This is a genomic window from Micromonospora sp. NPDC048930 (assembly GCF_043197935.1).
GTDB lineage: Bacteria > Actinomycetota > Actinomycetes > Mycobacteriales > Micromonosporaceae > Micromonospora.
The window spans coordinates 1-25,657 of record NZ_JBICUB010000018.1; the positions used below are offsets into that span (position 1 = coordinate 1).

Annotated in this window: 18 protein-coding genes and 1 pseudogene; 3 read left to right on the forward strand and 16 right to left on the reverse strand. The window is 71.0% G+C overall.

Annotated elements, in window-relative coordinates; translation table 11 throughout:
• Window positions 1-448: 448 nt before the first annotated feature.
• Window positions 449-718: pseudogene (locus ACGFI9_RS31620) on the reverse strand (transposase); the annotation flags it as partial.
• Window positions 719-1,155: 437 nt separating this feature from the next.
• Here ACGFI9_RS31620 and ACGFI9_RS31625 point away from each other — a divergent pair.
• Window positions 1,156-2,820, forward strand: a complete 1,665-nt coding sequence (locus ACGFI9_RS31625; protein ID WP_393183812.1) for a helicase-associated domain-containing protein — start codon at window positions 1,156-1,158, stop codon at window positions 2,818-2,820.
• A 170-nt stretch (window positions 2,821-2,990) separates the two neighbouring features.
• Here ACGFI9_RS31625 and ACGFI9_RS31630 read toward each other — a convergent pair whose 3' ends face one another.
• From ACGFI9_RS31630 to ACGFI9_RS31680, 11 genes are all read right to left on the reverse strand, one after another.
• Window positions 2,991-3,077: a hypothetical protein gene (locus tag ACGFI9_RS31630; RefSeq protein ID WP_393184018.1), complete on the reverse strand. Its 87-nt coding sequence runs from the start codon at window positions 3,075-3,077 to the stop codon at window positions 2,991-2,993.
• Entirely contained in the window at window positions 3,077-4,048 is a 972-nt protein-coding gene (locus ACGFI9_RS31635) for a DUF2293 domain-containing protein (protein ID WP_393183814.1), read from the reverse strand. Before ACGFI9_RS31635 ends, ACGFI9_RS31630 begins: the two co-directional genes overlap by 1 nt.
• Before the next feature lie 114 nt (window positions 4,049-4,162).
• The gene (locus ACGFI9_RS31640; protein WP_393183815.1) at window positions 4,163-9,796 is read right to left on the reverse strand and encodes an AAA domain-containing protein; all 5,634 of its coding nucleotides are present in this window, start codon (window positions 9,794-9,796) and stop codon (window positions 4,163-4,165) included.
• A 381-nt stretch (window positions 9,797-10,177) separates the two neighbouring features.
• Window positions 10,178-12,619 (reverse strand): M14 family zinc carboxypeptidase, encoded by a 2,442-nt coding sequence (locus ACGFI9_RS31645; RefSeq protein WP_393183817.1) that lies wholly within the window; start codon window positions 12,617-12,619, stop codon window positions 10,178-10,180.
• A gap of 145 nt (window positions 12,620-12,764) precedes the next feature.
• Complete coding sequence (locus ACGFI9_RS31650; RefSeq protein WP_393183818.1) at window positions 12,765-14,132, reverse strand: hypothetical protein; 1,368 nt, start codon at window positions 14,130-14,132, stop codon at window positions 12,765-12,767.
• 86 nt (window positions 14,133-14,218) lie between these two features.
• Entirely contained in the window at window positions 14,219-16,372 is a 2,154-nt protein-coding gene (locus ACGFI9_RS31655; RefSeq protein ID WP_393183820.1) for an MMPL family transporter, read from the reverse strand.
• 175 nt (window positions 16,373-16,547) lie between these two features.
• Window positions 16,548-17,984, reverse strand: a complete 1,437-nt coding sequence (locus ACGFI9_RS31660; protein WP_393183821.1) for an RNA-guided endonuclease InsQ/TnpB family protein — start codon at window positions 17,982-17,984, stop codon at window positions 16,548-16,550.
• 54 nt (window positions 17,985-18,038) lie between these two features.
• Window positions 18,039-18,617, reverse strand: coding sequence for a hypothetical protein (locus ACGFI9_RS31665; RefSeq protein WP_393183823.1), 579 nt, complete (start codon window positions 18,615-18,617; stop codon window positions 18,039-18,041).
• An 86-nt stretch (window positions 18,618-18,703) separates the two neighbouring features.
• A complete protein-coding gene (locus ACGFI9_RS31670) occupies window positions 18,704-19,834 on the reverse strand; it encodes an L-histidine N(alpha)-methyltransferase (protein WP_393183825.1) in 1,131 nt (376 codons plus the stop codon).
• 216 nt (window positions 19,835-20,050) lie between these two features.
• Entirely contained in the window at window positions 20,051-20,182 is a 132-nt protein-coding gene (locus ACGFI9_RS31675) for a hypothetical protein (protein ID WP_393183827.1), read from the reverse strand.
• The gene (locus tag ACGFI9_RS31680) at window positions 20,182-20,979 is read right to left on the reverse strand and encodes a hypothetical protein (protein WP_393183829.1); all 798 of its coding nucleotides are present in this window, start codon (window positions 20,977-20,979) and stop codon (window positions 20,182-20,184) included. The genes ACGFI9_RS31675 and ACGFI9_RS31680 overlap by 1 nt, the downstream gene beginning before the upstream one ends.
• A 248-nt stretch (window positions 20,980-21,227) precedes the next feature.
• Here ACGFI9_RS31680 and ACGFI9_RS31685 point away from each other — a divergent pair, with 248 nt between their 5' ends.
• On the forward strand, window positions 21,228-21,581 hold the full coding sequence (locus ACGFI9_RS31685; protein WP_393183831.1) for a nitroreductase/quinone reductase family protein: 354 nt from the start codon (window positions 21,228-21,230) through the stop codon (window positions 21,579-21,581).
• Window positions 21,582-21,616: 35 nt separating this feature from the next.
• Here the strand turns inward: ACGFI9_RS31685 and ACGFI9_RS31690 are convergent, their stop codons facing one another.
• A complete protein-coding gene (locus ACGFI9_RS31690) occupies window positions 21,617-22,513 on the reverse strand; it encodes a hypothetical protein (RefSeq protein ID WP_393183833.1) in 897 nt (298 codons plus the stop codon).
• Window positions 22,514-22,612: 99 nt separating this feature from the next.
• A complete protein-coding gene (locus ACGFI9_RS31695) occupies window positions 22,613-23,437 on the reverse strand; it encodes a PPOX class F420-dependent oxidoreductase (protein ID WP_393183835.1) in 825 nt (274 codons plus the stop codon).
• 120 nt (window positions 23,438-23,557) lie between these two features.
• On the opposite strand from ACGFI9_RS31695, the gene ACGFI9_RS31700 reads away from it, so the two are divergent.
• A complete protein-coding gene (locus tag ACGFI9_RS31700) occupies window positions 23,558-24,523 on the forward strand; it encodes a hypothetical protein (RefSeq protein WP_393183837.1) in 966 nt (321 codons plus the stop codon).
• A 60-nt stretch (window positions 24,524-24,583) separates the two neighbouring features.
• On the opposite strand, the gene ACGFI9_RS31705 is transcribed toward ACGFI9_RS31700, so the two are convergent.
• Both ACGFI9_RS31705 and ACGFI9_RS31710 read right to left on the reverse strand, forming a co-directional pair.
• On the reverse strand, window positions 24,584-24,955 hold the full coding sequence (locus ACGFI9_RS31705) for a YciI family protein (RefSeq protein ID WP_393183839.1): 372 nt from the start codon (window positions 24,953-24,955) through the stop codon (window positions 24,584-24,586).
• Window position 24,956: 1 nt separating this feature from the next.
• Window positions 24,957-25,607, reverse strand: coding sequence for a DUF998 domain-containing protein (locus ACGFI9_RS31710; RefSeq protein WP_393183841.1), 651 nt, complete (start codon window positions 25,605-25,607; stop codon window positions 24,957-24,959).
• Window positions 25,608-25,657 lie beyond the last annotated feature (50 nt).

Below are 25,657 nucleotides of genomic sequence, written 5' to 3' on the forward strand. Positions count from 1 at the left end.
CCGTCAACTCATCCAACGAGCCCGCACGCTTTACCGCTGGGACACCCGGCCGACAACCCGCCGACTCAGGTGACGCCTATTGCCGGTCGCTCTAAGTCCCTCCCGAGATGGATAGCACCCCGTCGGCGAGCTGCTCAACCATGCCGGTGGACGAGCCTCGGGACAACCTGTGGACGCCTGGGGACAGGCATGTGCGTAACGTCTGCACGGGGTGTGGATAACTGGTAAGGATCTCTGACCACAACCACTCTGAACTGGGGCTATGCAGTCCATGCCTTGTGGACAGAAGGATTCCGGCTCGACCGGGGTGGACGACCGGTCAGTTTCGCTACCCGGGAAGAGCGACAGCCGGAGAAACTTGTCGGAGGTCCGTGGTAAGGCCCGCCGCGTCAGCGGAATGTCAGCTAAGAGGGCGTCTGATTCAGGTATTTTGCGAGTGATGTGATCTTCAGATGTCTCGCCAGGTTGGGGTGGTTTCGTCGGTCACCCGTTTGGTGAGGTTGTCGATCATCGCGATGCGGATCATGCTGGCGGAGTTGTCGGGTAGGGCTTCGTAGTCACGGGCGAGGCGCCGGTGCTGCATCATCCAGCCCAGGGTGCGTTCGATGACCCATCGGCGTTTGACCACCGAGAATCCTTTGATGTGTGGGTCTTTGGCGACTACCTCGACGTCGATGCCGAGGGTGGCACCGTGTTCGATCACCTTGTTCTTGAAGCCGGCGGGGCGTCGTAGGTTGGCACGGTGCAGTCCCTCGCCGCTCACCTTCGCACCCTGACCCAGGAGCAGCTCACCAGTCTGGTCGCGAATCGTCGCGATGCGACCCTCGAGCCTGCGCCGAAGACCGCCGATCAGCTCGCCGTGCGGCTACTTCACCCGTCGTCGATGGGGGCTGCCTGTGCGTTGCTTACCCTGCCGCAGCTTCAGGTGGGCGAGGCGCCGCGGCGCTGGGCGACGGGTGCACCGCCGCGCGGCTGGCGACGCTGTTGGGCGTACCGGAGGGCGACGCGGACCTGGCCGCGGCGCTGCGCCGTCTCACCGAGCTCGCCCTGATCTGGCCGTACGCTGACGGCTTCGCGGCGGCACATCTGAGCGCGATCTGGCCGCACCCGCTGAATCTCGGACCCGGCGCCGCCGAGCTGCTCGTCACCCGGAACATGAACGAGCTGCGCAGGCTGGCGAAGGTGTACGGCATCCCCGTGACGGGCCGTGGCAAGGACGAGTTGATCGTTGCGCTGGTCGGCTGGCTGGCGCAGCCGGAGAACGTGCGCCGGCTCGTGGCGCAGGCCCCCGCCGACGTTCGCGACCGGCTCGCCGCGCTCGCCTTGCGGCCGGCACAGCCCTTCGATCTGCGAGGGATCATGTTCGGGTCGGCCGGGGTGGCGCTGCCGTGGGCCGCCGAGCGTGGTCTCGTCGTCGGCTCCGCATGGGGCGTCGAGGAGATGCCCCGCGAGGTCGCCCTGGCGCTGCGGGAGGGCTACGTCGCTGCGTTCGACCCGCAGCCGCCGGCCGTGCCTACCAGCCCGGTCGAGCTAGAGGACGCCGAACGGGAGGCCGCAGCCGCCGCCTCGGAGACCCTTGCCGCAATCACGGCGATCGTCGGAACCATGAGCGGCGGCCCGGTGCCCCTGCTCAAGACGGGCGGTCTCGGCGTACGCGAGCTCCGCCGGATCGCCAAGTCGTCCGGCCAGGACGAGGATCGTGCCCGCCTGACCATCGAACTGCTCGCCGCGGGCGGCCTCACCGAGGCCTCGGACATCGGTCTGGCCCCCTCGGTGGCCTATGACGAGTTCGCCGCCGCCGAACCTGCGGACCATCTGCTGGACATCGTCGACACCTGGCTGACGATGCCCGCGTGCCCGCTCGCCCCGGCCGACTCCACCGCGGTCTCCTCCCGTGTCCTCTACTGGGACGAGGGCGAGGAGATGACGTTGACAGCTCTGCGCGCCCTGACCTTGCGCACTCTCGCCGACGTCCTACCCGAAGGTCACGCCACCGACCCCGGCACGCTCGCCGACCGGCTGGCCTGGCAGAGCCCTGTCCTGACCGACCAGGCAGACGAGGATCTGGAACGATACGTCACCGGCATCTGGCGGGAAGCCCACCGGATCGGTCTGCTCGCTCACGGAACAGCGACCAGGCTCTGCCGTAGCCTGCTGACCGATGACGCCGACGCGACTCATCGGCACGCTCAGGCCATGCTGCCCCCGTCCCGCGGCACGGTCCTGTTGCAGAACGACCTCACCGCGGTGGTAACCGGCACCCCGTCGGCCAACCTGCTGGCTCTGTTGGACAGCTCGGCCACGCCAGAGTCCCGCAGCGGCGCCTGGACCTGGCGCTTCTCGCCGGTCAGCATCCGCCGCACACTCGACGCCGGAATTACCGCAGCGGATCTGCTGGCGCGGATCACCGAGGTGGCCGAAGGCGGCCGCGTGCCGCAGACACTCACCTACCTGATCAACGACGTAGCCCGCCGATACGGCCGCGTTCAGGTACGCCCAGCCGGCTGCTGCCTATGCAGCGACGACGAAACCCTGCTCACCGAGATCCTCAACACCCGCTCGCTGCAGGCCCTGCACCTGGTCCGGCTCGCCCCGACCGTGCTCGCCAGCGCAAAATCGCAGGCCGAAACCCTGGCCGCACTGCGCGCCGCCGGCCACGCCCCGGCCTGCCTCCGCCTCGACGGCAGCACAGCGATCGAGGTCCCGCAACGACGCCGCGCCGATCCATCACCCACCGAGTCGGACAGCGGTGACATGTTCCCGCTGCCACGCCTGAGCGATCCGGCCGACGTCGCACGGACTCCCCTCGGCAACCGCTGATTCCCTGCCGCCGGACGGCCTTGAGCAGTCCGAGCCGTTTCCCGACCCTGGGCCTAGCTGTAGCTAGGGCGCCGCCTCCGGTTCACAACGGTGCCTGACCTGCTGTTTCTCAAGTAGGGCGCAGCGCTGTGAGCCGACCAGCGAGGCTCGGGACGGGACGGGTCCGGCGCTCAGGCCGGGCGCCGCCACCGATCGAGGACCCTTTCGATGTCGTCCCAGACCCGTTCCCGGGCCTGCTCCCGTGGCACACCGGCCATCAGCAGCTCGTCGTACGCGGTGTCCTCGTGCCGCACGGAGGCGACCACGGCCCGGTCACGGCGTCCGGGTCAAGCGCCCGACCGGCTGCGCTGCGCCCCACCCGGCCGCTGCCGCGGGTGCCGGTGTGTCGGCTGATCACCGCCGCCCGCATCGGCGGGCAGTTGGGGAACAGCCGGCCGATCTGTTCGGCCAGATCCTGCTGGAACCGCTCGTCCGCGGCCTCTCGCCGGCGTCGGTCCCGCTCGCGGCGGCGGGCACGGGCCTCCTCGTCAGAGAGGCACTGCTGCTCGGCCTGCTCGACCGCGGCCTCCTCGACCAGCAGTCCCTGCCGCTCGTGGCGCTTGCGGGAGCGGTTGAACCGCACCACCACCGCCGAGAGCCGGCTGGCCTGTTTGGCCCGACGGGTCAGCGCCGCGTCGCCGGCTGGCAGGAACACCAGGTGATCGAGGTCCGCGCAGGTGAGGCACGCCGGCCCGGCGTCCTCCATCATCAGCATGTCGGCGTCGATGCGCCCGCAACCGACGCAGGTGAACGCCTTCAGTGGCTGCACCACCACCAGGTCCGGCGGCTTGCTCTGCCGGGCAGTCAGCCGCTCCCGCTGCCGCTCCGGCAGGTCCGCCGGCGTCCAGTGAGTGCGGTACGTCAACTCCAGCGTGAGATCGCCGGCGGCGGTGAAGCGCAGCGGCCGCCGGTCGCGGGTGGCGGCGAGATACTCGACCTGGCTGGGGCGCAGGCCACGACTGGCCACCCAGCGGCGGAACACCTCCAGCGCGTCGGCGAGCCGGTCGGCCGACACCGCCGCGACCGCTTCCAGGTGCGGCGCCCGGCCCTGCCGCCAGTCCGTCACCAGCCCGAGCGGCACCCAGCCCATCCCGGTCAGCACGTCGAGCGGGCTCACGTAACGCTGCCGCCTCAACGCCTGCTCGGCAGCGGTCACCACCCGGCGCTCCAGCTTCGAGGCTGGCTGCATACGCGGCAGCCTACCCGGTGCGACGCTCCGCCGGTCGGCAGCGTCACCCGTGGGCAGTCACTCAGCCGGTCCGCTGCTCATCGTTGCGGACTGAATTGCGGTGCTTCCGTCACCTCAGGACGGGTGTGCGGAGGCCTCCACTACTCGGCTGCTGGCGGTCGCCAACTCCTCGTGGGTGAACAGCGCCCGGAACTTCGGCCAGATGACGACCGCCTCAACGGTCAGATCCACCCGCCCCCGCTCCCACAGCGCCGTAAAGCCTTCGGAGACGCCAGGGTTGTGGAGCAACTGCCGGGCGGTCGCCAACCCACCCTTCTCGGTGAGCATGCGGAGGAACAGCGCGGCGTGATAGTTCGCCTCGTCGCGCGCCCGCTCGTAGCTTCGGACCATGGCCTCGTGGAAGGCCGCTTCCAGCGCCCGCCGGTCGGTCGTCTCGCCGTCCGGCTCGTCCGGCACGTCCTCGGTGCCCCCGTAAGCCCGCCCCATCGCCTGGTTGAGGGTGTCCTCCAGAGCCGCCCGGTCCGTCGTCCGAAGGTTGGCTGAAGGCGGCGAGGTGGGCGCGACTTCCCGGCCCTCACCACTGCCGGAGAGCCGCAGCAGCCGGGTGGCGCTGCGGAACCGAACCGCGGCCGGGCTGGCCGGCGGGAAGTACTGCACCAGCCCGGCGTGACGGCCCCGACTGTCTTCCACCGGCATGTCCCGCTTCATCGAGGCGGCGCTGATGACGGCCTTCGCCTCGTGGGGGCGTACCCAGCAGACCAGTCGCGCTCCGGTCGGGTGGGCTCGCTCGACCCGGACGTTGGCCCGGTACTTGCGAGCCTCGGAGGACGCGCTGTCGTAGTACCGCGCCCAGCCCAGCACCTTGCCTTCGTGCCGGATCGGCACGTCCCGGCAGTGCTGGTAGCAGTCGACCGCGGCCACCGCCTCGTACGGCCGTAGCCATGCGACGTTGCGGTAGCCGACCGGCACGGGCACCACGACGTCGTCCGTCGCAGGCCCGTCGGTCGACTGCGAGACCATCTCCGGCCCAGGCTGCCGCGGGGGTACGGCGACCGCCGGCTCCCGGACGGCCTGCCGAGGCGGCACGACGACCGGCGGTGGCGTCGGCTCCTCGACGGCGGGCCCGGCCGCAGGTGTCGTACCAGGGTCTTGACTAGCCGACACGGCGGCCGGCGGTGGTGCCGGCTCGTCGGCGGCGGGTTCGACAGCGGATGGCGAACCAGAGTCAAACCGGACCGGCGACGGTCGGACGGCCTCGCGGGCGGCGGGCTGCGGCGGCAGAGTTTCGGGCGCCGTCGGCGCAACGGACACCTCACCCGCGGGCTCGGCCGCGACGCGCGCAGTGATCGGAGGCGACGCCTGTTCCCATGGCGGTGTCACGGCCTCGGTCAGCGCGGGCTCGGCAGGCCGGGCCGAGGGGACCTCCGGCGCGACGAACGGCGCAGACGTAGGCACCTCAACGACGGGCGGCGCGACGCTGATGCCCAGCTCGTCGATCCGCTGCCACAGGGGCTCCAGCGCCGCCTCCGGATCCCGGCTGAACACACTCCCCCGGATGCGCACGAAGACGCAGTTGCCGACCCGCTCCAGCACCGCCTGCCGGCGCATGTCGCTCTCCCACTGGTCCGGCCCGTGGTACGCGTCGCCGTCGCACTCGATGGCCAGCCGCCGGCCGTCGGGCGCGGGCAGGACGAAGTCGATCCGGTACCCGCCGATGCGGAACTGCGGCAGCGGCCGGTATCCGCGGCGCAGGATGCGGCGCAGCACCTCGCGTTCGAAGTCGCTGTCGCAGCGCTTCTCAAGGTTGTCGTACGCCTCGTCAACAGCGGTGACGTTCTGGCAGTAGGTGAGCAGCAGCCCGCGGGCGTCGTCCTCGCGCAGGTCGGCGGGCTGCACCGAGTGGAACACCCACAGCTGGTCGCGGGCACGTGAGGCGGCGACGTTGACCCGCCGATGGTGGTCACGCTTGGTGAAGGGGGACACCGGGCGGTGATGCGGCTCGACGACCATCGACACCAGGACGATGTCCCGCTCGTCGCCCTGGAAGGTGTACGAGTCGCCGACACGCAGCCGGCGCCGTCCCATCTCCTCCTCGCCGATTTCCTCGAGGAGACGGGTGAGCAGGTAGAGGGCCTGTCCGCTGGTGCTGAGCAGGCTGACGACCCCGATGCTGCGTCCCTCGTATGCGGGGTCGGCAACGATAGCCGCGACCCGCGCGACGAGGGCTTCGGCTTCGGCAACGTTGACGTTGCCATAGGCGGGCAGGTCCTGGCGGATGCCCTCCCGCACGTGCACGGCGTTGACGGGGTCGCCGATGCCGGCGGGCCGGTCCGTGCGCAGCGGCTCGATCTCCCCGCCGTAGTACGTCTCGCTGGAGAAGCGGATGATCGCCGGCACCGAGCGGAAGTGCTCAGTGAGCAGGATGCGTTCCGGGGAGCGCCGGACGGCGTGGTCGTAGAGGCTGCTCTCCTGATCGAAGTGCTCGGCGGAGGGCACGTCGACCAGGTGCGAGTTGATCAGGCCGCTGATGGTGCCCACGCCCACCAGCTGTGGACCGATCTGCTGGTCGTCGCCGACGACGACGGCGCGTTCAGCCAGGCTGAGGATGGGCAGCGAGAACATGTCGGCCTGGGAGGCCTCGTCGACGATCACGACGTCGAAGTGCGCCCCGCCGGCGAACTGCTCGATGGCCCGGTCGACGGACATGACCCAGACCGGTACGGCGTCGACGGCGGCGCTCATGGCCCGCTGGGCGTGCGCCTGCCATTGGGCGGCGTTCTTGCCCGTTCCCTTTCCGATTTTGCGCAGCGCGGTGGTCCAGTCTGCGAGCGCGGCCCGCCGACGGTCGTCGAGCGCCTTGGAGACCTCCAGCCAGGAGGAGGCGACGACGAGTTCCTGGGTGAGCCGTCGGATGCGGTCCCGGGTTTGCTCGACCCGCCGCCCGAGCGCGAGCGGGTCGATGCTGCCCACGACGGTGTCGAACCAGGTCTGGGTGCGGCGCCACTGCCACCGGTGCAGGCAGTCGCCGCCGGTGCCGGCGATGGCGGTGGCGGTGCCCTCGTCGATCTGGGCGGTCCAGGCGGGGGCCGCCGGGCGGAGCCGTTCGATGAGCTGGGTGAACCGTTGCGCGTCGGGGCGCAGGCCGGCCAGCCGGCGTACCTCGTCGAGGATGCCGTCCCAGCCGGGCAGGTCGGCCTGCTGCCGGCTCTGGTCGAGCAGCCGCCAGAGCTCGCTGGCGTCGCTGGTGGACATCCCGACCTGGAGCACGACACCCAGCTCGCGCTCCTCGGCGGCGAGCCGGTCGTGGGTGAAGACGGCCGCGCACCGGGCGACCAGGTCGGTGAGCGCGGTCAGCCGACGTACGTCGACCGCGTGCTCGGCCCGGGGCACCAGCCGGCGGACGGTCGCGTGCAGGGTGGGCCAGCGCCGGCGGTCCCAGTCCAGGGCGGTCGCCGCGTCGGTGAGCAGTCGGCCGGTCCAGAGTTCGGGCTGGTCGCCGGGTTCCTGCGGCAGGTTGAGCAGGTTCCGCCACTCGGTCCACCGGGTGGCGAGTTCCTGCCGCAGGCGGAGGCGGTTGACGTACGCGACGACGATGTCGACGTCCTCGGTGGTGCGCAGGATCTCGCCGTCGATGTGGCAGTCCGCGGCGAGCTTGGCGAGAGTGCCCTGGAAGAGCTTGCTGACGCCCTTGCCTGTGGCGAAGCGCTGGCGAAGTTCGCCGAGCTGCGCCAGCAGTCGGCGCGGCTCGGCCAGGTGCCCGTCGGGGACGGTCACCCGGTGGCCGGCGACGGCCCGGGTCGCGGTGGCGAGTTCGGCGAGCGCCCGCTGGCAGGCGGCGACGTGGTCCTCCCATATCGCCTGCCAGTTTGGGTCGGCCTGCAGCAGCTTGGCGAGCGCGTCGGTCCACGCACCCTCCCTGGCGGTGAGCAGGGTGAGCGCCTCCCGCAGGTGTCCGGCGAGCTCGTCGAGGGCGGGCCGGCCGAACGCCCGTACCTCCGGCAGCACCACACCGTCGGCGACGAGCCGGTCCAGCTCGGCGCGGGTCGCGGCGAGTTCCCGCCGCGCGGCGAGCACGGCCGAGGCGGTCGGCAGCGCGGCCGCCGTCGGCAGGTGCCGCAGCGCCTGCGTGCGGTCCTGGCGCACGGTACGGCGGGCAATGTCGAGCAGGTCGGTGAACTCCTCGACGGTGAGCGGGGCGTCGAGGTCCGGGGGAATCTCGTCGGGGATGTCGCCGTACCGTTCGGCGCGATCTCGCAGCCAGCCGCCGACGTCGCTTGGCGACAGCCGGATGCCGTCGATCTCGTACTGGGCGGACTCGTTCTCCGCCAGGGTGCGCAGCGCCCCGAGCGCCTGGCCGAGGTCCCGCTCGGCCTCCTCGAGCTGGTGTCGCAGCCGGTCGACCCGCTGCTGCTCGCTCCGCTTGTCGAGGGTGGCGCCGCGGTCGGAGAGTTCCCGGGCGGCGAGCTGGAGCTGGACGAGCTGGTCGGTGGAGCGGCCGAGCACCGCCAGGCACAGCGACTGGATCTCCTGCGGCAGGCCGTCCCGCAGAACACGCAGCGGGTCCTCCTTCTGCGCGACCACGAGGACCCGCTTCCCGTGCGCCATCAGGTGGCAGATCAGGTTGCGGATGGTGTGGGTCTTGCCGGTGCCGGGCGGGCCTTGGACGGCCACGTTGCGGTGCTGGGCGAGCCGCCGGGCGATGGACTCCTGCGCCTCGTTGGTGGGCAGCGGCATGAGCAGCCGCTCCCCCAGCGGCGCCCACCGTGCCGGCTGGTCCTGCGGCATCTCCAAGCGGCTCGGCTCGTGGGCGAGGATGGCGGCCAGAGCCCCGATGCTCGCGGTGTCGCCGCTGAGCAGGCGGGCTCGCAGTTCCTCGAGGAACCGGCGCAGCATCCGCTGCCTGGGCCGGACGAAGAGCACGCCGGTGTCGTGGACGTACGGTCCGGCCGGGGCGGGCGCGTCGGCGGCCCGGACGGTCGGATCGAGTCCGAGGCGGCGCAGGGCCCGTTCGAGGAACTCCAGGCGGGTGAAGTCGTCCCAGACGTCGAGGTCGAGCTGCCCGCCGGAGCCGGCGAGGGCGAGCAGTTGGCTGAGGTATCGCTCGTCGAGACCGGTCAGCGGGTCGGTCTGGAGGCGGCCGGCGCCCTGCGGCACCACCCGGATCATCGACCGGTCGGCGTCGAACTCGATGGCGACCGGGGTCACCACGAGCGGGTACTGCACCCGATTCGCGCCGACGTCCGTGCTCAGGACGCCGTGCCCCCACACCAACTCCTGGCTGGCGGCGTTCATGTCGACGCGGTGCATAAGGTCGAACAGGCTGCGGTGCAGTTTCCGGACCGCTTCGGTACGTCGGGCCTGCTCGGCCCACGGCCGCCAGTCTCGCTCCCGCCACTGCTCGAACCGGGTACGGAGGTGCTCGACCGTCTCCTCATCGCCGGCCAGCCGCGGTTCGCTCTCGTACGACAGCGGCCCGGCGAGATAGGGGCTGAACTCGGCGGGTGCCCGCAGCTGCTTCGGCGCGGGCGGAAGGCCGATCCGCAGCCAGCTGCCGTCGTCAGCAGACACGCCTACCTGGCAGTCCACGTGGACGGGTAGTTGGTGCTGCCAGAACGCGTCGGCCTGCGGCACCGTCCGAGCCGGCTTCTCCATCTGGGCGCGCACGGCCATCAGATAGTCGACCAGGGAGGTGGCACGGTCCAGGATCAGCACCGGCGATTCCGTGGCGGACGGGGAGCGGGAGAGCATGCGGCACCTTTTGGTTCTGGCAGGTGGGACTGGCCCCGGTGACGAGGTCTGGTCCGATGTCAGCACACGTGATGCGGCGCTCCCACCTCCCCACCGGCGGTGTCCAGGACACTACCTGCGGCACGCCAGCCAGGGGGACCCGCGGCGTTCCCCCGATCGGACGGCCCCGTCGGCCCGCTTAACCCTGTCAAGAACCTGCACAGGCATTAGTGCCCGCAGCAACAATTGTCATCGGGAGCGTGTGCCACGCCACCCGGCATCCGACAGCGAGCGGCGCGGCACTCCGGTACGCCCGAGCCACTCAGTACGGGGCCGGCCGTCCACAGGCTGGTGGCCGCCGACCCGTGGTCGGCGGCCACCAGTGTTCAAGCGGTCGATTCGCTAGTGGACGCCTACCACCTGCTTGTTGTAGTTGCTGCCTTCACCGTCCGGCTTGTAGTTGCTCTCCACGTTGCCGGCGATGTCGATCGAGAACCAGTTGACGGTGGTGTCGCTGTTCACCGTGATGCTCTGCACCCCCTCGCGCATCCCCGCCAGCGCCAGCTTCGGCGAGCTGTACGTAGGCCGGCTGCCATCGAGCGTGTAGTACACGTTCGCCGGCTCACTGGTGCTGAATGTGAACGCCGTCGCCCCCGCCTCCTGCTTGACCACCTTCAGCGACGTCTGCGGCTGGATCTTGTCCGTCGCGTACGCCCGGGCCACCTCGAGGATGGCGATGTTGCCGTTGGCGAACTCCATCGCCTCCTCGTGCCCCTCGGCGAACGGTGGCTGGAAGCCGACCGCGCTGAACCGCCCGGTCGTCGGGTTGTAGATGTCGGCGCCGACCTCGAAGTCCCAGCCGATGATGCCCCGGTTGTACCAGTGCTCGTCGGCGCTGTTGCCGGCCGCCGAGTACAGCACGTCGGTCACCGGTCCGGTGCGGCCCGGCCAGATCGCCGTGCCTCGGTATTCCTGCACGCGGGAGAGGATGTAGTCCGAGGAGGTCCAGAAGTACGCCTCGGTGCCCTGGTCCACCCGCGGCAGCACCTCCCGCCCCTCGGCCTTGTACGCCCCGGGCGGCCACATGAAGTACCCGCCGTAGGAGTGGGTGTTCATGGAGAGCTTGATGTTCGGGAAGGTGTCGACCAGCCAGACCTCGTTGCGCGCCTCCGGCTCGGACAGCTCGCTCGGCCCGGCGAACGTGTCGCTGGTGCAGTTGGTCGCCGACGCGCCGACGAAGCCGTCGAAGACGGAGCCAACCGAGAAGTTCCGGTTGACGTCCACGCCCCAGGAGTTGCGGCGGCCCGGGTCCGCGTTGGACGCCGGGCAGTAGTTGGTCATGTTCCGCCGCTGCATGTTGAAGTCGTACATGCTGTAGTGCGCGCCGTCCGGGTTGACGACCGGCAGGATGAAGATGTCCAGGTCGTCGACGATCTTGCGGGTGTTCGGGTCCTGCGCGTAGTTGCGCAGCAGCCGCTCGGCGGACTCCACGCAGACCAGTGGGGTCACCCACTCGCGGGCGTGCTCCTGGCAGTAGAGGAAGACGCCGACCTTCGAGCCGTCGCGGTGCTTGCCGATCCGCAGCACCTTCATCTGGAACGGCTCGCGGGACACGCTCGCCGGCGCCTTCAGGTTGTCGGTCAGCGTGGTCACCGGGGCGGCGGCCACCACGCCGGCGCCGGCGTTGCCCCGGTAGGTGCTGGCCGTGAGCAGCTTGGCCGCGTCGGCGTTGCCGTTGACCGCGGCGACGACCTGCGCCGCCGTGCTGGTGATCGCGCCGGTGCCGTCGGTGGCCAGGCTCACGGTGACGGCCTTGCCGGCCACGCTCACCGTCAGCGGTGCGTTCGCCGCGCCCGGGTTGACCAGCGTCATGGTGACGTCGTTGCCGCCCTCGGAGCCGTACGCCGTGGAGGTGACGTAGACGGTGCTGGCGGCGGCGGTGCCGAACTGGGCCTGCGCCTTGCGCCGGTAGCCGTTCGTCTTGTACGGCAGGTCGATCAGCTCGGTCAGCTTGGGGAACTCCGCGGCCAGCCGGGTGAACCGCGCGGTGACCTCCGTCGGGTCCATGTAGTGGTCGATGAAGTCCGACACGTACGGGTGCTCGCCGGTGACCTTGCGCGGGCTGCCCAGCCACTTCGCGACGTCGACGGTGACCGAGCCGCCCTTGTTGCTGGTGATGGTGGCCCTGGCCGGTGCGGCGTTGATGGCGACCGGGTTGCTGAACCGGTGGTACATGTACTGGCCGGCGTCGGTGAACCGGGACATGGTCGCGGTGCCGCCGGAGCCGATCTCGGTGCCGGTGCCGCTGTCCCAGCTCGCCGTCAGCACCGTCGTCGCGTCGGTGCCGGCGCTGGACTTCACCTCGATGTTGAGGAAGAGCTGGTTGTTGAGGCTGGAGAACCATTCGGCCCGCAGCACGGTCAGGGTGTCGGTGCTGGCCGTCGCCGCGGTCGCGGCGCGGATCGCGGCGGACCGTTCGGCCATGTTGTCCGCGTAGTCGCTCTGGTCGGAGATGGCGTCCTGCACGTCGAAGCCCTGGTCCCGCAGGGCCTGGCTCTCCTCGGGGCTGAGGATCGCGTGTACCTCGATGCCGTTGTCGACCGGCTTGACGTACTCGGCGAGGTCGACGCCGAGTTGGTTGAGGCGGTCGATGCCCGACTTGTCGGCGACGACGATGCGCATCAGGCCGACGCCGTGCTGTTCGCCGGTCGACGACCGGTCAGGGGCGGCTGCGGTGTCCGTGGTCGGGTTGGCGAAGCCGGGGGCGCTGATGGCGAGCGCGAGGGGTAGGGCGAGCAGGGCGAGGAATCGGCGCGGTCGGTTGGATCTTGTTGTACTCCACATGAGAGTCCTTCCGGCGAGGCGATCCAGAAGGCCGCGCAGTCGAGGTGGCTGGTTGGGCAACCTCGGCCGCCGCAGCTACGCAAAGCGTGATCGCCTTCTCACCATCAGTCAAGATCGATGGGGATAGGACGGACGCGGACACGCCCTAGTCAAGGGCTGCGTACACCGGGTCTTTGCGGCCGGCGCGCTCGGGGCACCGGCCGGTGCTGCCGCCGACCATGCCGATCCGGCCGTCATCGCACACGATCAGGTAGCCCTTGCCCGCCCAGAAGCCGTCCACACAGGTGAAGAAGCCGCAGACACCGGTGGCCGGCTCGTGGACGAGGTCGCCGCCGCAGTAGGTGTAGCCGTACGGGTTCTCCGGCGCCCCGCACCGGTCCGCCGGCGTCGGCTGGTCCCCCGGCACGGTCGGCGGGGCGGGGGTCGGGCGGCCCGGGCCGGCGTTGGGTGGTGGCGTGGGCCGCGGGGCGGGGCGGGGAGTCGGCGTCGACCGGCGGGGCGCGCCAGGTCCGGCCGACCGGCGGGTCGGCGCACCGGCCCTGCCGGGAGTGGTCGTGGCGGGTGCCGGCGAAGCGGTGGTGGGGGCGGGTGCCGACGGCGGGGTCGTGGCGGCGCTGCCGGGCCAGGTCCCGGTCGGGAGTTCCGGCAGCGCGGTGGGCAGCGGCGCGTCGGCGACACCGCCGTCGAAGGCGCCGCGCGGTCCGCGCGGGTCCACCATCATGGCGTACGCCGGCACGGCGACGAGCGCGACGGCGGCCGCGACGAGCGCGGGGCGGGCGAGGCGGGCGCTGGCCGGCGCCTGCTCCGCGGTCGCCGCCACCGGCGCGGGCGGCAGCGACCGCCGGTTCGCGGCCACCATCTGGTCGAGCCGGGCGAGGACGATCGGGCGCTGGCCGAGGAAATCCGCGTACGCCATGGTGAGTCTCAGCCGGAAGTGGGCCGCGTCAGCCAGGGGAACCCGGAGGCCGGCCAGCGGCCGACCGTCGGCGGTGTGCACCAGCGTGATGGGTGCCGTCGGGTAGTGCGCGAGGCCGCTCAGCAGCGGGAACGCCCACTCGCGACGGATTTTGCGACCGAGGAGGATGATGCGGCGATCGGTGACCAGGGCCGTGCCGACGCCGGCCACCCGGAGGCCGTGGGGCAAGCGGCGGCCCCGTTTCCTCGGGTGGACCGGGACGACGGCGAGTTCGGGCGTGGGCAGGTCGGCGTGGCGGCCGGCCTGGACCTCCACCAGTTCCGCCTTGGGCTGCACGGCGACGACGACCTCGCCGTCGGCCAGGTCCACCGGCAGGCCGTCCGCAGACTCGGCCGGCGACTGCTCGGCCGCGGCGCGCAGGCGTTGCAGCCGGATCCCGCGCAGGGACCAGGTCTCGACGGCGTCCGCGTAGGCGCGCTGCCGCCGCTTGTTCTCGCGTTTCGCCCACCGGGCTCGCCAGCCCGAGCCGGTCCCGTCCAGCTCCGTCGAACGTGCGGCATGACGTGGCGTGGAACTCCTCAGGCCCGCCCGGGGCATGCCGGCACCTCCTCAGTGGACCGGATCGGCCACTGTTCGCGTACCCGCGGAGGCGGTCCGTCATGCCCCGGTGGCTGCGCCGCCCGCTACGCGTTCGCCACGCTCGCCGGCTCCGGCGGGACGTCCCGCTCGCTGACCCGCCGCTCGTCCCCGTGGCCCGGCCACCACGCGGTGTGCCCGATCAGCGCGGTGAGCGCCGGCACGAAGAACATCGACATGACGAACGCCGACAGCACGATCCCGATCGCCACGGCGAAGCCCATCTGCTGCAGGAACGAGATCGGCGCGAGCATCAGCACCCCGAACGTGCCGGCGAGGATCAGACCCGCCGCCGCGACCGTCGGCCCGGCGTGTTCCACGCCGATGGCGGCGGCCTGGTGCGGCTCGTTGCCTTCCCGCGCCTCCTCCCGTAGTCGGGCGATCATCAGGATGTTGTAGTCGGTGCCGATCGCCACGACGAAGAGGTAGAGGATGATCGGCAGTTGGAAGGTGACGCCGGGCTTGCCTTGCAGCCCTTGGAAGAGGTAGACGGTGGCGCCCAGGGTAGCGGCGAAGTTGAGCAGCACCGCGATCACCAGGTAGATCGGCGCGACCAGGCTGCGCAGCAGCAGCGCGAGGATGAGCGCGATCAGGCCGGCCGCCACCGGCAGGATGACCGACAGGTCGCGGTTGTTGGCCGAGTTGATGTCCGCGAAGATCGCGGTGGGTCCGCCGACCAGTGCCCGGGTGCCGGGTGGGGCCGCTTCGTGCAGGGCGTCGCGCAGGTCCTCGCGGACGAGCGTGATGGCCTCGTTGGAGACCGGGTTCTCGTCGAGCAGCAGGTTGACCCGGGCCACGCTCGGGTCGCTGCCGCGCTCCGGGGGCTGCGCCTGGCCCACGCCCGGGGCCTTCGCCGCGGCGGCCGCGAAGTCGGTGATCTGCTGCTCGGTCAGCGGCGACCCGTTGCCGGTGGTCAGGTAGACCTCGGTGGGGGCGAGCGCCCCGGCGGCGAAGCCGCGCTGCAGGTCCTTGGCGGCCCTCGCCGACTCGGTGTCCTGCGGGAAGCCGGCGCTGAAGTCGTAGTCGGCCTTGTAGCCGAGCACCCCGGCGGCGAGCGCGACCAGCAGGGCGCCGGACGCGGCGGCGACGAGCGCAGGGCGGCGGCCGATGGCGGTGCCGAGCCGGTGCGACATGGTGGCCTTGGGGGCGCGCTGCCACGCCTTGGACGGCCAGAAGACGTACCGGCCGAGCAGCGAGACGACCGCCGGGACGAGGGTGAGCGAGGTGACCAGCATGACCCCGACGGCGATGGCGAGCGCCGGGCCGAGGGAGCCGAAGAAGCCGAGGGAGGCCAGCAGCAGCACGAGGAACGCGACGATGACCGCTCCGGCGGCGGAAGTGATGACCTCGCCGACCCGCTGGACGGAGACGATCATCGCGGTCCGCTTGTCGTCGCCGGCCCGCAGCCGCTCGCGGTAGCGGAAGAGCAGGAACAGGATGTAGTCGGTGCCGATGCCGAACAGCACGATCAGCAGGATCGTCTGCAGGTCCTGACTGACGTTGAGGTCGAACGCCTTGCCCGCGGCGGCGACGAGCCCCGTCGTGATGGTCAGCACGACGCCGACGACCACCACGGGCAGCAGCGCGGCGATGGGGCTGCGGAAGATGATCAGGATCAGTCCGATGATCAGGATGATCGTGGCGACGCCGACCACGGAGAATGCCTTGTTGAAGGTGTCCTCGTTGTCGACGAAGCTTGCCACGTCGCCGGCCACGCCCGCGCTCAGCCCGCTGCCCGCCAGCTCCGGGCCGATGGCCGCCCGCAGATCGCGTACGGCGTCGAGCAGCGCCGGGTCGTCCGGGGTGGGGGCATCGAGCCCGACGTTGACCACCTGCACCGACTTGTCCGGCGCCACCGCCGGCGGCCCGGTCAGATAGCCGGACGTGTGCGCGATGTTCTTCGCCTTGAGCGACTGGGCGAGCTGGCCCACCTTGGCCTCGTCCGCCGGCGTGAGCTTCTGCCCGTCGGCGCGCTTGACCACGACGATCGCCGTTGCGGTGGCCTGCTGCGGGAACGCCTCCTTCGCGAGCTCGGTGGCCTGCACCGACTCGTAGGAGCGGGGCAGGAAGCTCTCCTGGTCGGCGGAGGTGATGTCGCTCAGCGACGGTGTGGTGAAGATGATGGCGGCTGCCGCGACCAGCCAGCCCGCGATCACCCACCAGGCCCTGCGTACGACGAATGTGCCCAGCCGCTCGAACATGGTTTCCCCCGTGTGTTCGGCTCTCCTGACGTGTGGGCCGAAGCATCCGTCGCGCGTCCGCCCGTCACTCCTGCGGCAGCCTTCGCTACCCCGGGTGAATGCTACCGTCCGTCAGCAATCCTTTTCGGACGCCTCGCGGCGCGGAGCGGCGGGCAGGCAGCTAGTGCGGTGTCCACTAACGTTCACTGGGTTTCCGGTGCAGCGTTGTGGATCCTCGCCGTGTGGCGAGCGACTCCCCACCGGTTGGTGGGGCGGGCCTCCGCGGGCCAACTGATCCTCGCGCCGTCTGGGATGGGCGGCGGGGGTCACGTCGGGACTGGCCGGCACCGGGGAGGTGCCGTCCGGCTCGACGGTGCGTGACCACCTCGGGCACCACGACAGGTGTGGGGGTGGTGGGTCCGCCGCCCGGGATACGGGTGGCGATGGTGGCGGCCGCGACCAGGTCACGGTGCCCAGAAAACTGGCAATGCGGGCAGGACATGGTCCTGCCGCGCGGTTTCGGCACCCGCCGCCCGCAGGCGGGGCAGGTGGACGAGGTGCCGCGCTCGTCAACGAGGTGGACGGTGATGCCCGCCAGGACGGCTTTGTCGGTGAGGACCTGCAGGAGCCGGCCGATCTGCCACTGGCGCAGCCGCAGGTTGTGCCGCCGCCCCGCACCACTGTCCAACACCCCGCGCGGGTCACCGACGCATAGGACTCCGACCCGCTGCGCCACCGCCCAGGACACCACCGTGCGGGCGGCTTCGTGCTGGGCCTGGCGGACCCGGCGCCGGTGCCGGCCCTCCACCAGCCGGGCGCGTCGGCGGTGTTTGCGCCACCGCCGCGACCCCCGCTGCCCCGGCTTCGGCGCACACCGTGCCGTCGCCCGGCGGCGGCCCTTCATGTCCTTCAGGTGCATCCGGTGCTCGGCGCGGATCGCCCGCCCCGACACCAACAACCCGCCACCGTCCGGGCCGGCAACCGCGTACGGGTGGATGATCCCCAGATCGACGCCGGCCACCCTCGTCGGGTCCGGCTCCTCACCGGGCGGGTAGGTCGTAACCGGGACCTCGGCGGTCACGTCCAAAAACAGGCGGCCACCCTCGCACAGCATGGTGACCGACCGGACCTGCTCGACCGGATACGGCACCTCCCGCGCCAGGCGCAGCCACAACGGCGGTCTGCCCTTGGCCACCGGGATCCGCACCCGACACCCGTCGAGGGTGAACGTGCCGTGATACCAGCGCACCGGCATCAACCCGCGCCGCCGACGCGGGAACCGGGCCGACACGTCGCCGTCCTTACGGCGTTTCGCCGCCGCGAACCACGCGTCAGAGAACCGCCGCAACACCGACCGGGCACCCACCGAGTCCAACTCGCCGAACGTGCCCGACCCCGAAGCCGCCAACTCCCGACACAACTCCTGATAGCCACTCAGCGGGACGTCGCGGCGGTGGCGGCGCCATGTGTTGATCTCCAACACGCACGCCCACACGTCACCAGCCGAACGCAGCAACCCGAAACACCGCCGCCGCTGCCCCGCCGTCACCCGCAACGCCACCCGCGCCGTGCGATAAACCACCCGAGGCGCAGACGGATCCCGACGACGAACCACAACCCCACCCAACACCACCGGTACGACAAAACCGCACGGCCACCAACCCGGCGAACCTTAGTGGACACCGCTCTAGCTGGCGTTGCGCCGTCTGAGGCCGGCCGTGGCCAGCGGGGGCGTGCTCATCAGGGCGTCGAGTTGTTCCTGCATCCGTTCCAGTGGGCCGTCGGCGCTGTGCAGCCCTTGGTGCAGGTCGCGGAGCACTTCGTCGGACCCGTTGGTGAAGGCGAGGATCTCGGCGAGGGAGAGCTGGTGGTTGAATATCTCCGCTTCGTTGCGCCAATCATGGAGCAAGCCGGCGAGCGTTTCGTCGCGGCGTGGGGACAGCACGGCCGAGGACAGCGCGGCATTCACCGCGGACAGGTTCATCCGCGGGTAGACCTGCCGGCGGGCCGGGCGTGTGGTGCCCACGGCAAAGGGCGGAGAGGTCAGGATCTTCCGGTTGTCCTGCAACTCCTCGCCGATGGCCTGGAGGGCCTCGGCGCGCCGTTCGCGATTCGCCGCCCAGCGCTCGGCGACGATGCCGGTGATGCCGCCGAGCAGGCCCAGGATCTGCACCGCCGGCTCGAAGCGCGACGGTCCGGCTGACCGGCGCCACCAGACGGCGCTGATCACGAACGCCACCGCCAGGCTGCCGGCGGTGACGACCATGATCCAGGTACGGGGTGCCGTCACCCATGACGGCAGGGGTGCGCGGCGCACCGGCGCTCCGGCTGGCGGCCGCACCGGCCCGTTCATCATTTCCCTACGCGGCGGAACACGTCCCGGGCGGCGGTGTCGGAACCGCTGCCGGCCTCGCTGTTCGACAGGAGCATCAGGTCCAGGCCGAACCGGCGGACCCGCTCGTGGCCCTGGAACTGCGTGTATGCCTCGCTCTCCACGAAGAGGCCCGCCTTGGTCAACGCCGCCGCCAGCGCCTTCAGTTGGTATTTCCGGGTGATGAGGAGGCGGATGGTGTCCCCGCTCGGGAAGTGGACCTCGCTGCGGTTCGGCAGCACGATCTTCAGATCCTCGGCCGACTTGTTGCAGTAGATCACCTTGACGACCAGGGACCGGTCCTCCTCGACGACCCCTTCGAACCGGACGTAGTTCATGTTCACCGAGAGGTCGGTGTTCTGGCGCAACGCGCTGATGACGAACTCGCGGAACACCCAGCTGGTCTCGTATTCCCGGGCTGCCTGCTGCGCCATCCGGTCGTCGAGATGGGACGCGGTGGCGACCTCCACCAGCAGCCGGTCCTGGGGGCGCAGCAGTTGCTTGCTCAGCCGTTCGACCAGGTCGACGTCCTCGTCGAAATTGGCCATCGTGTTGCCGAGCAGCGAGAACAGCACCGGCTCGTCGCCCATGAGCCGGTCCCGCAATTCGTTCAGCTCGGCCACGTTCTCCTCGACCGAGAAGTCCAGTTGCACCGGCAGCAGCTGGTTGCGGAACTGCCGGAAGAAGGGCAGCGACTTTATCGGCTTCAGGCCGAGGCGGAGCATTTCCGCGCTCATGTCGACGGGCACGTAGTACATCTCGGGGTTCAACCGCTGGAGGTCCGCCAGGACGACGGCGTCCTTCTCCCCCGTGCCCGGGCCCAGGCTGATGTAGTGGTAGGCCTGCCCGTTGTGCCGGGAATGCAGATTCCGCCAGCGTCGGCTGAACGTCTCGATGCCGTCCCGCATGACCGGGTAGTTGGGATCCGTGCAGGCCCGCTGCCAGTTGACCGCCGGCTCGATCCCCCAGTACGAGTAGCCGGACACGATCCGCTTCTCGTCACCGGTCGCCGAGAAGGGACGTTGGAGTTCGGCGGCCAGTTCGTTGAGCTTGCGGGACTGGTCCTCACCCACCAGGCAGAGTGACCAGGAGAACTCGGTTTCTGAAATCACTTTCTCGAGTCTGCGCAGAAGCTTTATCTGCTCCCTGGCCTGCTGATCCACGATGAGCCATCCCCCGCGCGAGGTCGGACCGGTCCCCATGTTCCGCCCGCCAACCTTAACAGCGGGGAAGTCTTTCGAGGTAGCCGCTGTGACGGCCCACTGTAGCAGGACGTCGGACCCATTTGCCGGCAATTGCGCCTGCCCAGCCGCACCTAAGGGCATCGATCAGGCTTGCTCCACCGGCGGGCGAAACAGTGGACGGTAGAGGGCGACGGTCAGCGCCACGAACACCAGCGCGAAGAGCCCGAACCCGACCGCCAGGCCCGCGGACGCGTCCGGGTCACTGTGGACGGTCATCACCACCGCCATGGCCGCCACGGAGACGCCGAGGCAGGTGTAGCCGGTGAGCAGCGCGTACGCCATCCGGCGCGCCCACGGGGCGCGCGCAGCAGACCGACGCCGGCGGCGACCGCGGCCGGGACGACGATGCCGAGGTCCATCAGCTTGACCATCCAGAACGGGGTGGGGCTGGAGGCGTACTCGGTCAGCCGCGCCGGGTCCTGCCAGGCGAGCAGCATCGGCCGCAGGTGCTGCCCGAAGACGAGGAAGACCGCCACCGCCAGCAGAGCCAGGCTGGCAGCGCGTTCCAGCCGGGCCGACGGCGCCGGCAGGCGCGCGGGAATCGACCGCCAGCCGAGGACGACCAGGGCCTCGGCGAGCAGGAAGATCGTGAGTAGCAGCGGGAAGAACCGTTCGACGTTCCCAGGCAGGCGCAGGTACTCCTGGCCGATGACGACCTGGGCGTACGTGTAGAGGGCGTACCCGCCGATGCCGGTGGCCAGCAGCGGCGCCGCCGGGTGCCGGCGCAGCGCGAGCACGGCGGCGGCCAGGGCCAGCGGCGCGACGGCGAGCAGCGCCGCGGCGTCGCTGCCGAGCAGCTGGTTGAGGGTGGTGGCCGAGGTGCGGTACCGCATCAGGTCGAGCCCGAGCGGGCCGAGCAGCGAGGCGGCGGCGATCGCGCCGGCGGTGGCGGTCAGGGCGGCGGCGAGCAGCCGTGGATGATCGGGTACGGGCCGCACCGGGCGGGGCGGTTCGCCGGGTCCCGGGTGGCGGGCGGCGGCGTGCCGGGGTCGGGTGGCGGGCGGCGCGGTCATGAGACCTCCCCGAGTTTCGGCCGGCGTGCCGCTGTCCGGCGCCGGGCCGGTTCGCTCGCCTCCAGGCTGCGCCCGCCCGGGCCGCCACCGGCAGGGGCGCAGCTCACCGACGGCCGGGACCTTCGGCCTGGCGCATCCGTTGCCGCCGGTCGCACCAACCGGTGGCAGGTGTGGGAAGCCCGGCGAACCGGCGCGAGGGTCCTTAGCCTGGCAGGTGGAAGTACGTCGGGAAGCTGTCGGAGGACATCGTGGCCAACGCGATCTGGGACGCTCTGGATGGCGTCAGGGAGGTCGAGATCACCGTGACCGGCCGGAAGACCGGACGGCAGATCTCCCATCCGGTGTGGTTCGTGCTGGATCAGGACAGCGTGTTCCTGGTCCCGGTCACCGGCTCGGACAGCCAGTGGTACAAGAACGTCCGGCAGGCCCCGATGATCGAGTTGAGCGCGAACGGCACGGCGTTGAGTTCGAGCGCCACCCCGATCACCGACGCCGACCGGGTCAACCACGTCGTGGAGATGTTCCGGCAGAAGTACGGCGCGGATCAGATCGAGGCGCTTTACCCCAAGCACGACGTCGCCGTCCAGGTCCCCCTCGGCTGACCACTGCATCGGAGCCGGCGCAGGGTTCGGGAAGATCAGCGGATCGTGAGCGCCACGGGCAGGCCCTGCTGCACCTCGAGGACCGCCCGCTCCCCCACCTGTCGCGCCAGCTCGACGGTGGCGCTGCGCCATGCCCCGACGTCCCCGCACGACTCGTTGTCGGCGTGCCGGTGCTCGACGACAATCACGACGACAGCCAGGTCCGACTCGACCGCCTCCGCGCTGTAGTCGGCTCCGCACGGCCGGCTGCCCGGGTCGGGCACACCGGTGAAGGTGACGGTGAGCTCGCGGCTGGCGGCCGTCGTGGTCGCCGATTCGATCGACAGGCCACCGTGCGGGTGGTCGTCGTCCCACGGAGGCGGCGTCACCCGGACCACGGACGAGGGGTCCACCGCCGGTCGGACCAGCCGCACCGCCGTCCCTTCGAGGGTGTATTCCCAGGCCGGCACGGTCGCGGGGCCGCGAGTAGTGGAAACCGTCATGATGGTCAGGTGAGCGGCCGTCACCCTCAGCGGCGCGCAGTCAACACATCCGCCGGCGCTGGCCGCCCGCAGCTGCGCCAGCGCCTCGTCCGCCGAGATCAACGGTACGGTCTGCTTCCCGCCGTTGGCCCAGACGAGTTCCCCGGCCGAAGTCGGCGTCGTGGGCAGCGCCCCGACGGCTTCGACGCGGCCGGCCGCCAGGCTCTCCTTGGCGGACCCGTTCGCCGGTTCCCAGTCACCGAGCTGCCGGGTCAGCTCGCCCACCGGCACGAACCGCGCGGTGTCGCCCGCGTCGCGTACCGCCTGGTCATATCGGGCCAGGGCGGCGCGCGCCTGCTCGCGTAGCCCGCCCAGGTCGTCGCCGGCCGGGCTGCCTCCTGCCGATCCGCAACCGCCGAGCAGAGCTGCGGCGGCGATCCAGGGCAGCAGACCCGCCCTCGTTGTCTCCACGCCTTCGACATTCGTCCCCGCCGGTCACGGTTGCACCTCGGCCGCCTACCGAATCCGGCTCGATGCGCACTGTGCACGGACGCCTGGAATGGCGATTGATCAGACGTGGGTCGCCATCGGGCGATCAACCTCTGGCGCCTCCCCTCGGCGCCGCGCCGGGGTCAGCTCGAAATGCACGGTACGGCCGGTCCTGGCCCGCCCGAGCCGGTGCGTCAGCGGCACGAGCACCCCGTGCAGCACCGGATGCTTCCGGATGAGTGCCCGGCTCGCCGCCCGGTACTCCGCGCCGGTCAACCGCCGGGCCACCGCCTCCACGGCCGCTCCGGTCGGCTTTCCCAGCGCGGTCGACGGGGCCACGGTCACCCGCGGGTTGTTGCCGATCCGCCGGGTCTTCCAGGCTTTCTCGAAGCTGCGCACGTACGCCCGCTCCCCCGCCACCGCGACGCTCACGGCCGTCGGCACGGCCGTCCCGTCCCGCTTGTACGTGGTCAGCACCACGGTCTTCTGCCGCACCAGCAGCGCCCATGCGGGAGCCGGCGCGGGGTCGACGTAGCCGACCACCCAGCCGAGCTGGCGCAGCCGGGCCACCAGCGCGGCCAGGGCGAGGACCGCCGACAGCCCGACCGCCCAGGTCTGCGCCGCGCTGCCGCCCAGGTCGGCGTCGATCACGTGCGACACCGTGTGCGCCGCTGCGCCGACGAGGTATCCGGCCAGGGCGACCGCCAGGGCGTCGGCCCAGATCAGCGCCAGCAGCAGGGTCGCCCCGATGCCGAGCTGGAACGCGCCGACGTCGTGCACGAAGTGCTCGTGCGGTGGGAAGTTCACCGCCTCGCTGAAGGAGTGCGGCCGCGTCAGCGCCCACACCCCGACCACCACCGACGCCGCGCCGAGCAGCGCCGCCACGACCCGCACCATGCTTCTCATGTGGGGGTGACGGCCCAGCGGTCCGGCGTGTGACGGCAGGAGCTCCAGGTCACGCTCGGTCAACCGGTAAACACTCTTCGGCTATCGTGATCCCTCCCGTAGCCGACCGAGGGACAGCCCGTGATCTTCGCGTTGACTCCTGCCCCCGACAGCCTGACCGAGAAGGTCGCCCTGACCGTGATGGGCGCGATCATCGGCCTGCTCGGCGCGTACGTGCTCGACCGGCTCAAGGCGCGGCGCGAACCGCTGCGGCGGCTCTCCTTCGAGGTCGAGGTGGCGCGGGCGCTGATCGAGGTGCAGCCGGACATCCGGTCGCGGGTGAAGATCCTCTACAGCGGACGGGAGGTCGGTGACCTGGCGCACGTCCGGTGCCGGATCACCAACACCGGCAACCGGGTGGTGAAGAACCACCACCTGCGTTTCACGTTTCCCGAGGGCGCGACCCTGCTGGAGGCGTACCTGGCCCCGGAACCCGAGCCGGAGCTCGGCGTCACCCTGGTCGGCGAGTCGCACCAGCCGCGAGCCGAACGCCGGTACCGCATCGCCCACCTGGAGCACGGCGAGTCGGTGACGTACAACTTCGTCACCGCCGGCGGAGACTTCCACGGCTGGCGGCCCCGGTCGCACAACGACGAGGGGGACGTGACGTTCCAACGCCGGGGCGTCGAGGTGGCCAAGGCGGACGCGGAACACGTCACCCGGTTCCTGCTGATCCTGGTGATCTACTACCTGGTCACCGCCGTTCTCGGCGCGGTGTCGTTCGGGTACCTCACGGACCTGTTGCTGCTCACCGTGCACGTGGCGGCGATCGTGGCCATCGCCCCGCACGTACTCCCGATGGTGCGGGTCGTGCAGCGGCTCCTCACCTCGCGGGCGGCCGGCGCGCACGGCCCGGTCACGAACGTCGTCGCGGGCGACGAGGGAAGCGTGGTGGTGCTCCACGGCTCCACCGTCACCGGCCTGCGGATCAAGACGCCGAAGAGCGGCGCGCAGCAGCGGAACGTCCAGCTGATCATCCCGGTGCAGCAGACGGTGATCGATCCACCGCCGGAGCACTGGGGGCCGGAACTGCCCCGGACGCCCTAGCGGTCGGGGCCAGGATGCCGACGCGCCCGCACGGCGCGCCGGCATCCTCGCCCGTCGGCGTCAACCCTCGTGCGGCCCTTCGCTGACCCGCCGCACGTCGACCTCGACGTCGATGCCGCTCTCGGTGAAGACGTCGACGAAGCGCTTGCCCCACTCGACCGCCTCCTCCTTGGACCGCACCTCGATCAGCCCGAACCCGGCGATGAGTTCCTTGGTCTCGGTGAACGGCCCGTCGGTGATGGTGGTCTTGCCCTTGCTGGCGGTGATCCGGGCCGACTCCTCGCTGCTCTTGCAGAGCCCCTCGGCGGCGAGCAGGATGCCGGCCTTGGCGACCTCCTCGAAGTAGGCGCCCATCCGCTTCATGAACTCCGGGCTCGGCTCGAAGTTGCCGGGAACGGCCTCGTCCAGCTTGTGCATCAGCATGTACCGCATCTCAGTGGGTCCTCTCGGTGATGGTGTGCAGGGAAACGGCGGTGAGCCAGGCGAAGACGACGAACGAACCGACGGCCATCCGGACGCTGATGCTGTCCTGGTCCGGCCAGGCCATGACGACCACCGTCGCCAGTGCGGCGGCCACCGACGACAGCGCCCCCACCCGGCCGAACCGGCGGGCGAAGACCAGGCAGGCGACGGTGAGCGCCCCGAAGGACAGCATCGCCCCGACCCCGTGGCCGACCGAGTGCCAGCTCATCGTCTCGGGTGCCCCTTCCGGGGCGCCAGCGGGCCAGCCCATGCTGGGGTCCGCCCGGAGCACCCCGGCGACGATCAGGCCGACGCCGAGGACCGCCACCAGCGCCGGCCCCCACGTCCCGGCCGGCCCGCCGCGCAGCGCCCGCCGGAACCCGGCGGCGCCGGCGAGGGCGAGCAGCCCGGAGAGTACGAAGTTGCCGATCTGGATCCAGCCGTGGTCGCCGAGGGCGAGCAGGCTGAGCGGTTGCCGGCTCAGGTCGAAGCCGTCGCGGGTGAGCACCTGGGCGAACGACAGTCCCAGGAACACCGGACCGACGGCGGCGCCCGCGGTGAGCAGGGTGGCGGTCGGGACACCCCGTGTCGTCCCGGCCTGGGTGAGCGTCGTACTGGTCATCTCGATCTCCTCGTCATCGTTGTTCTCGCTGACGCGTCGATCGGGTCGAC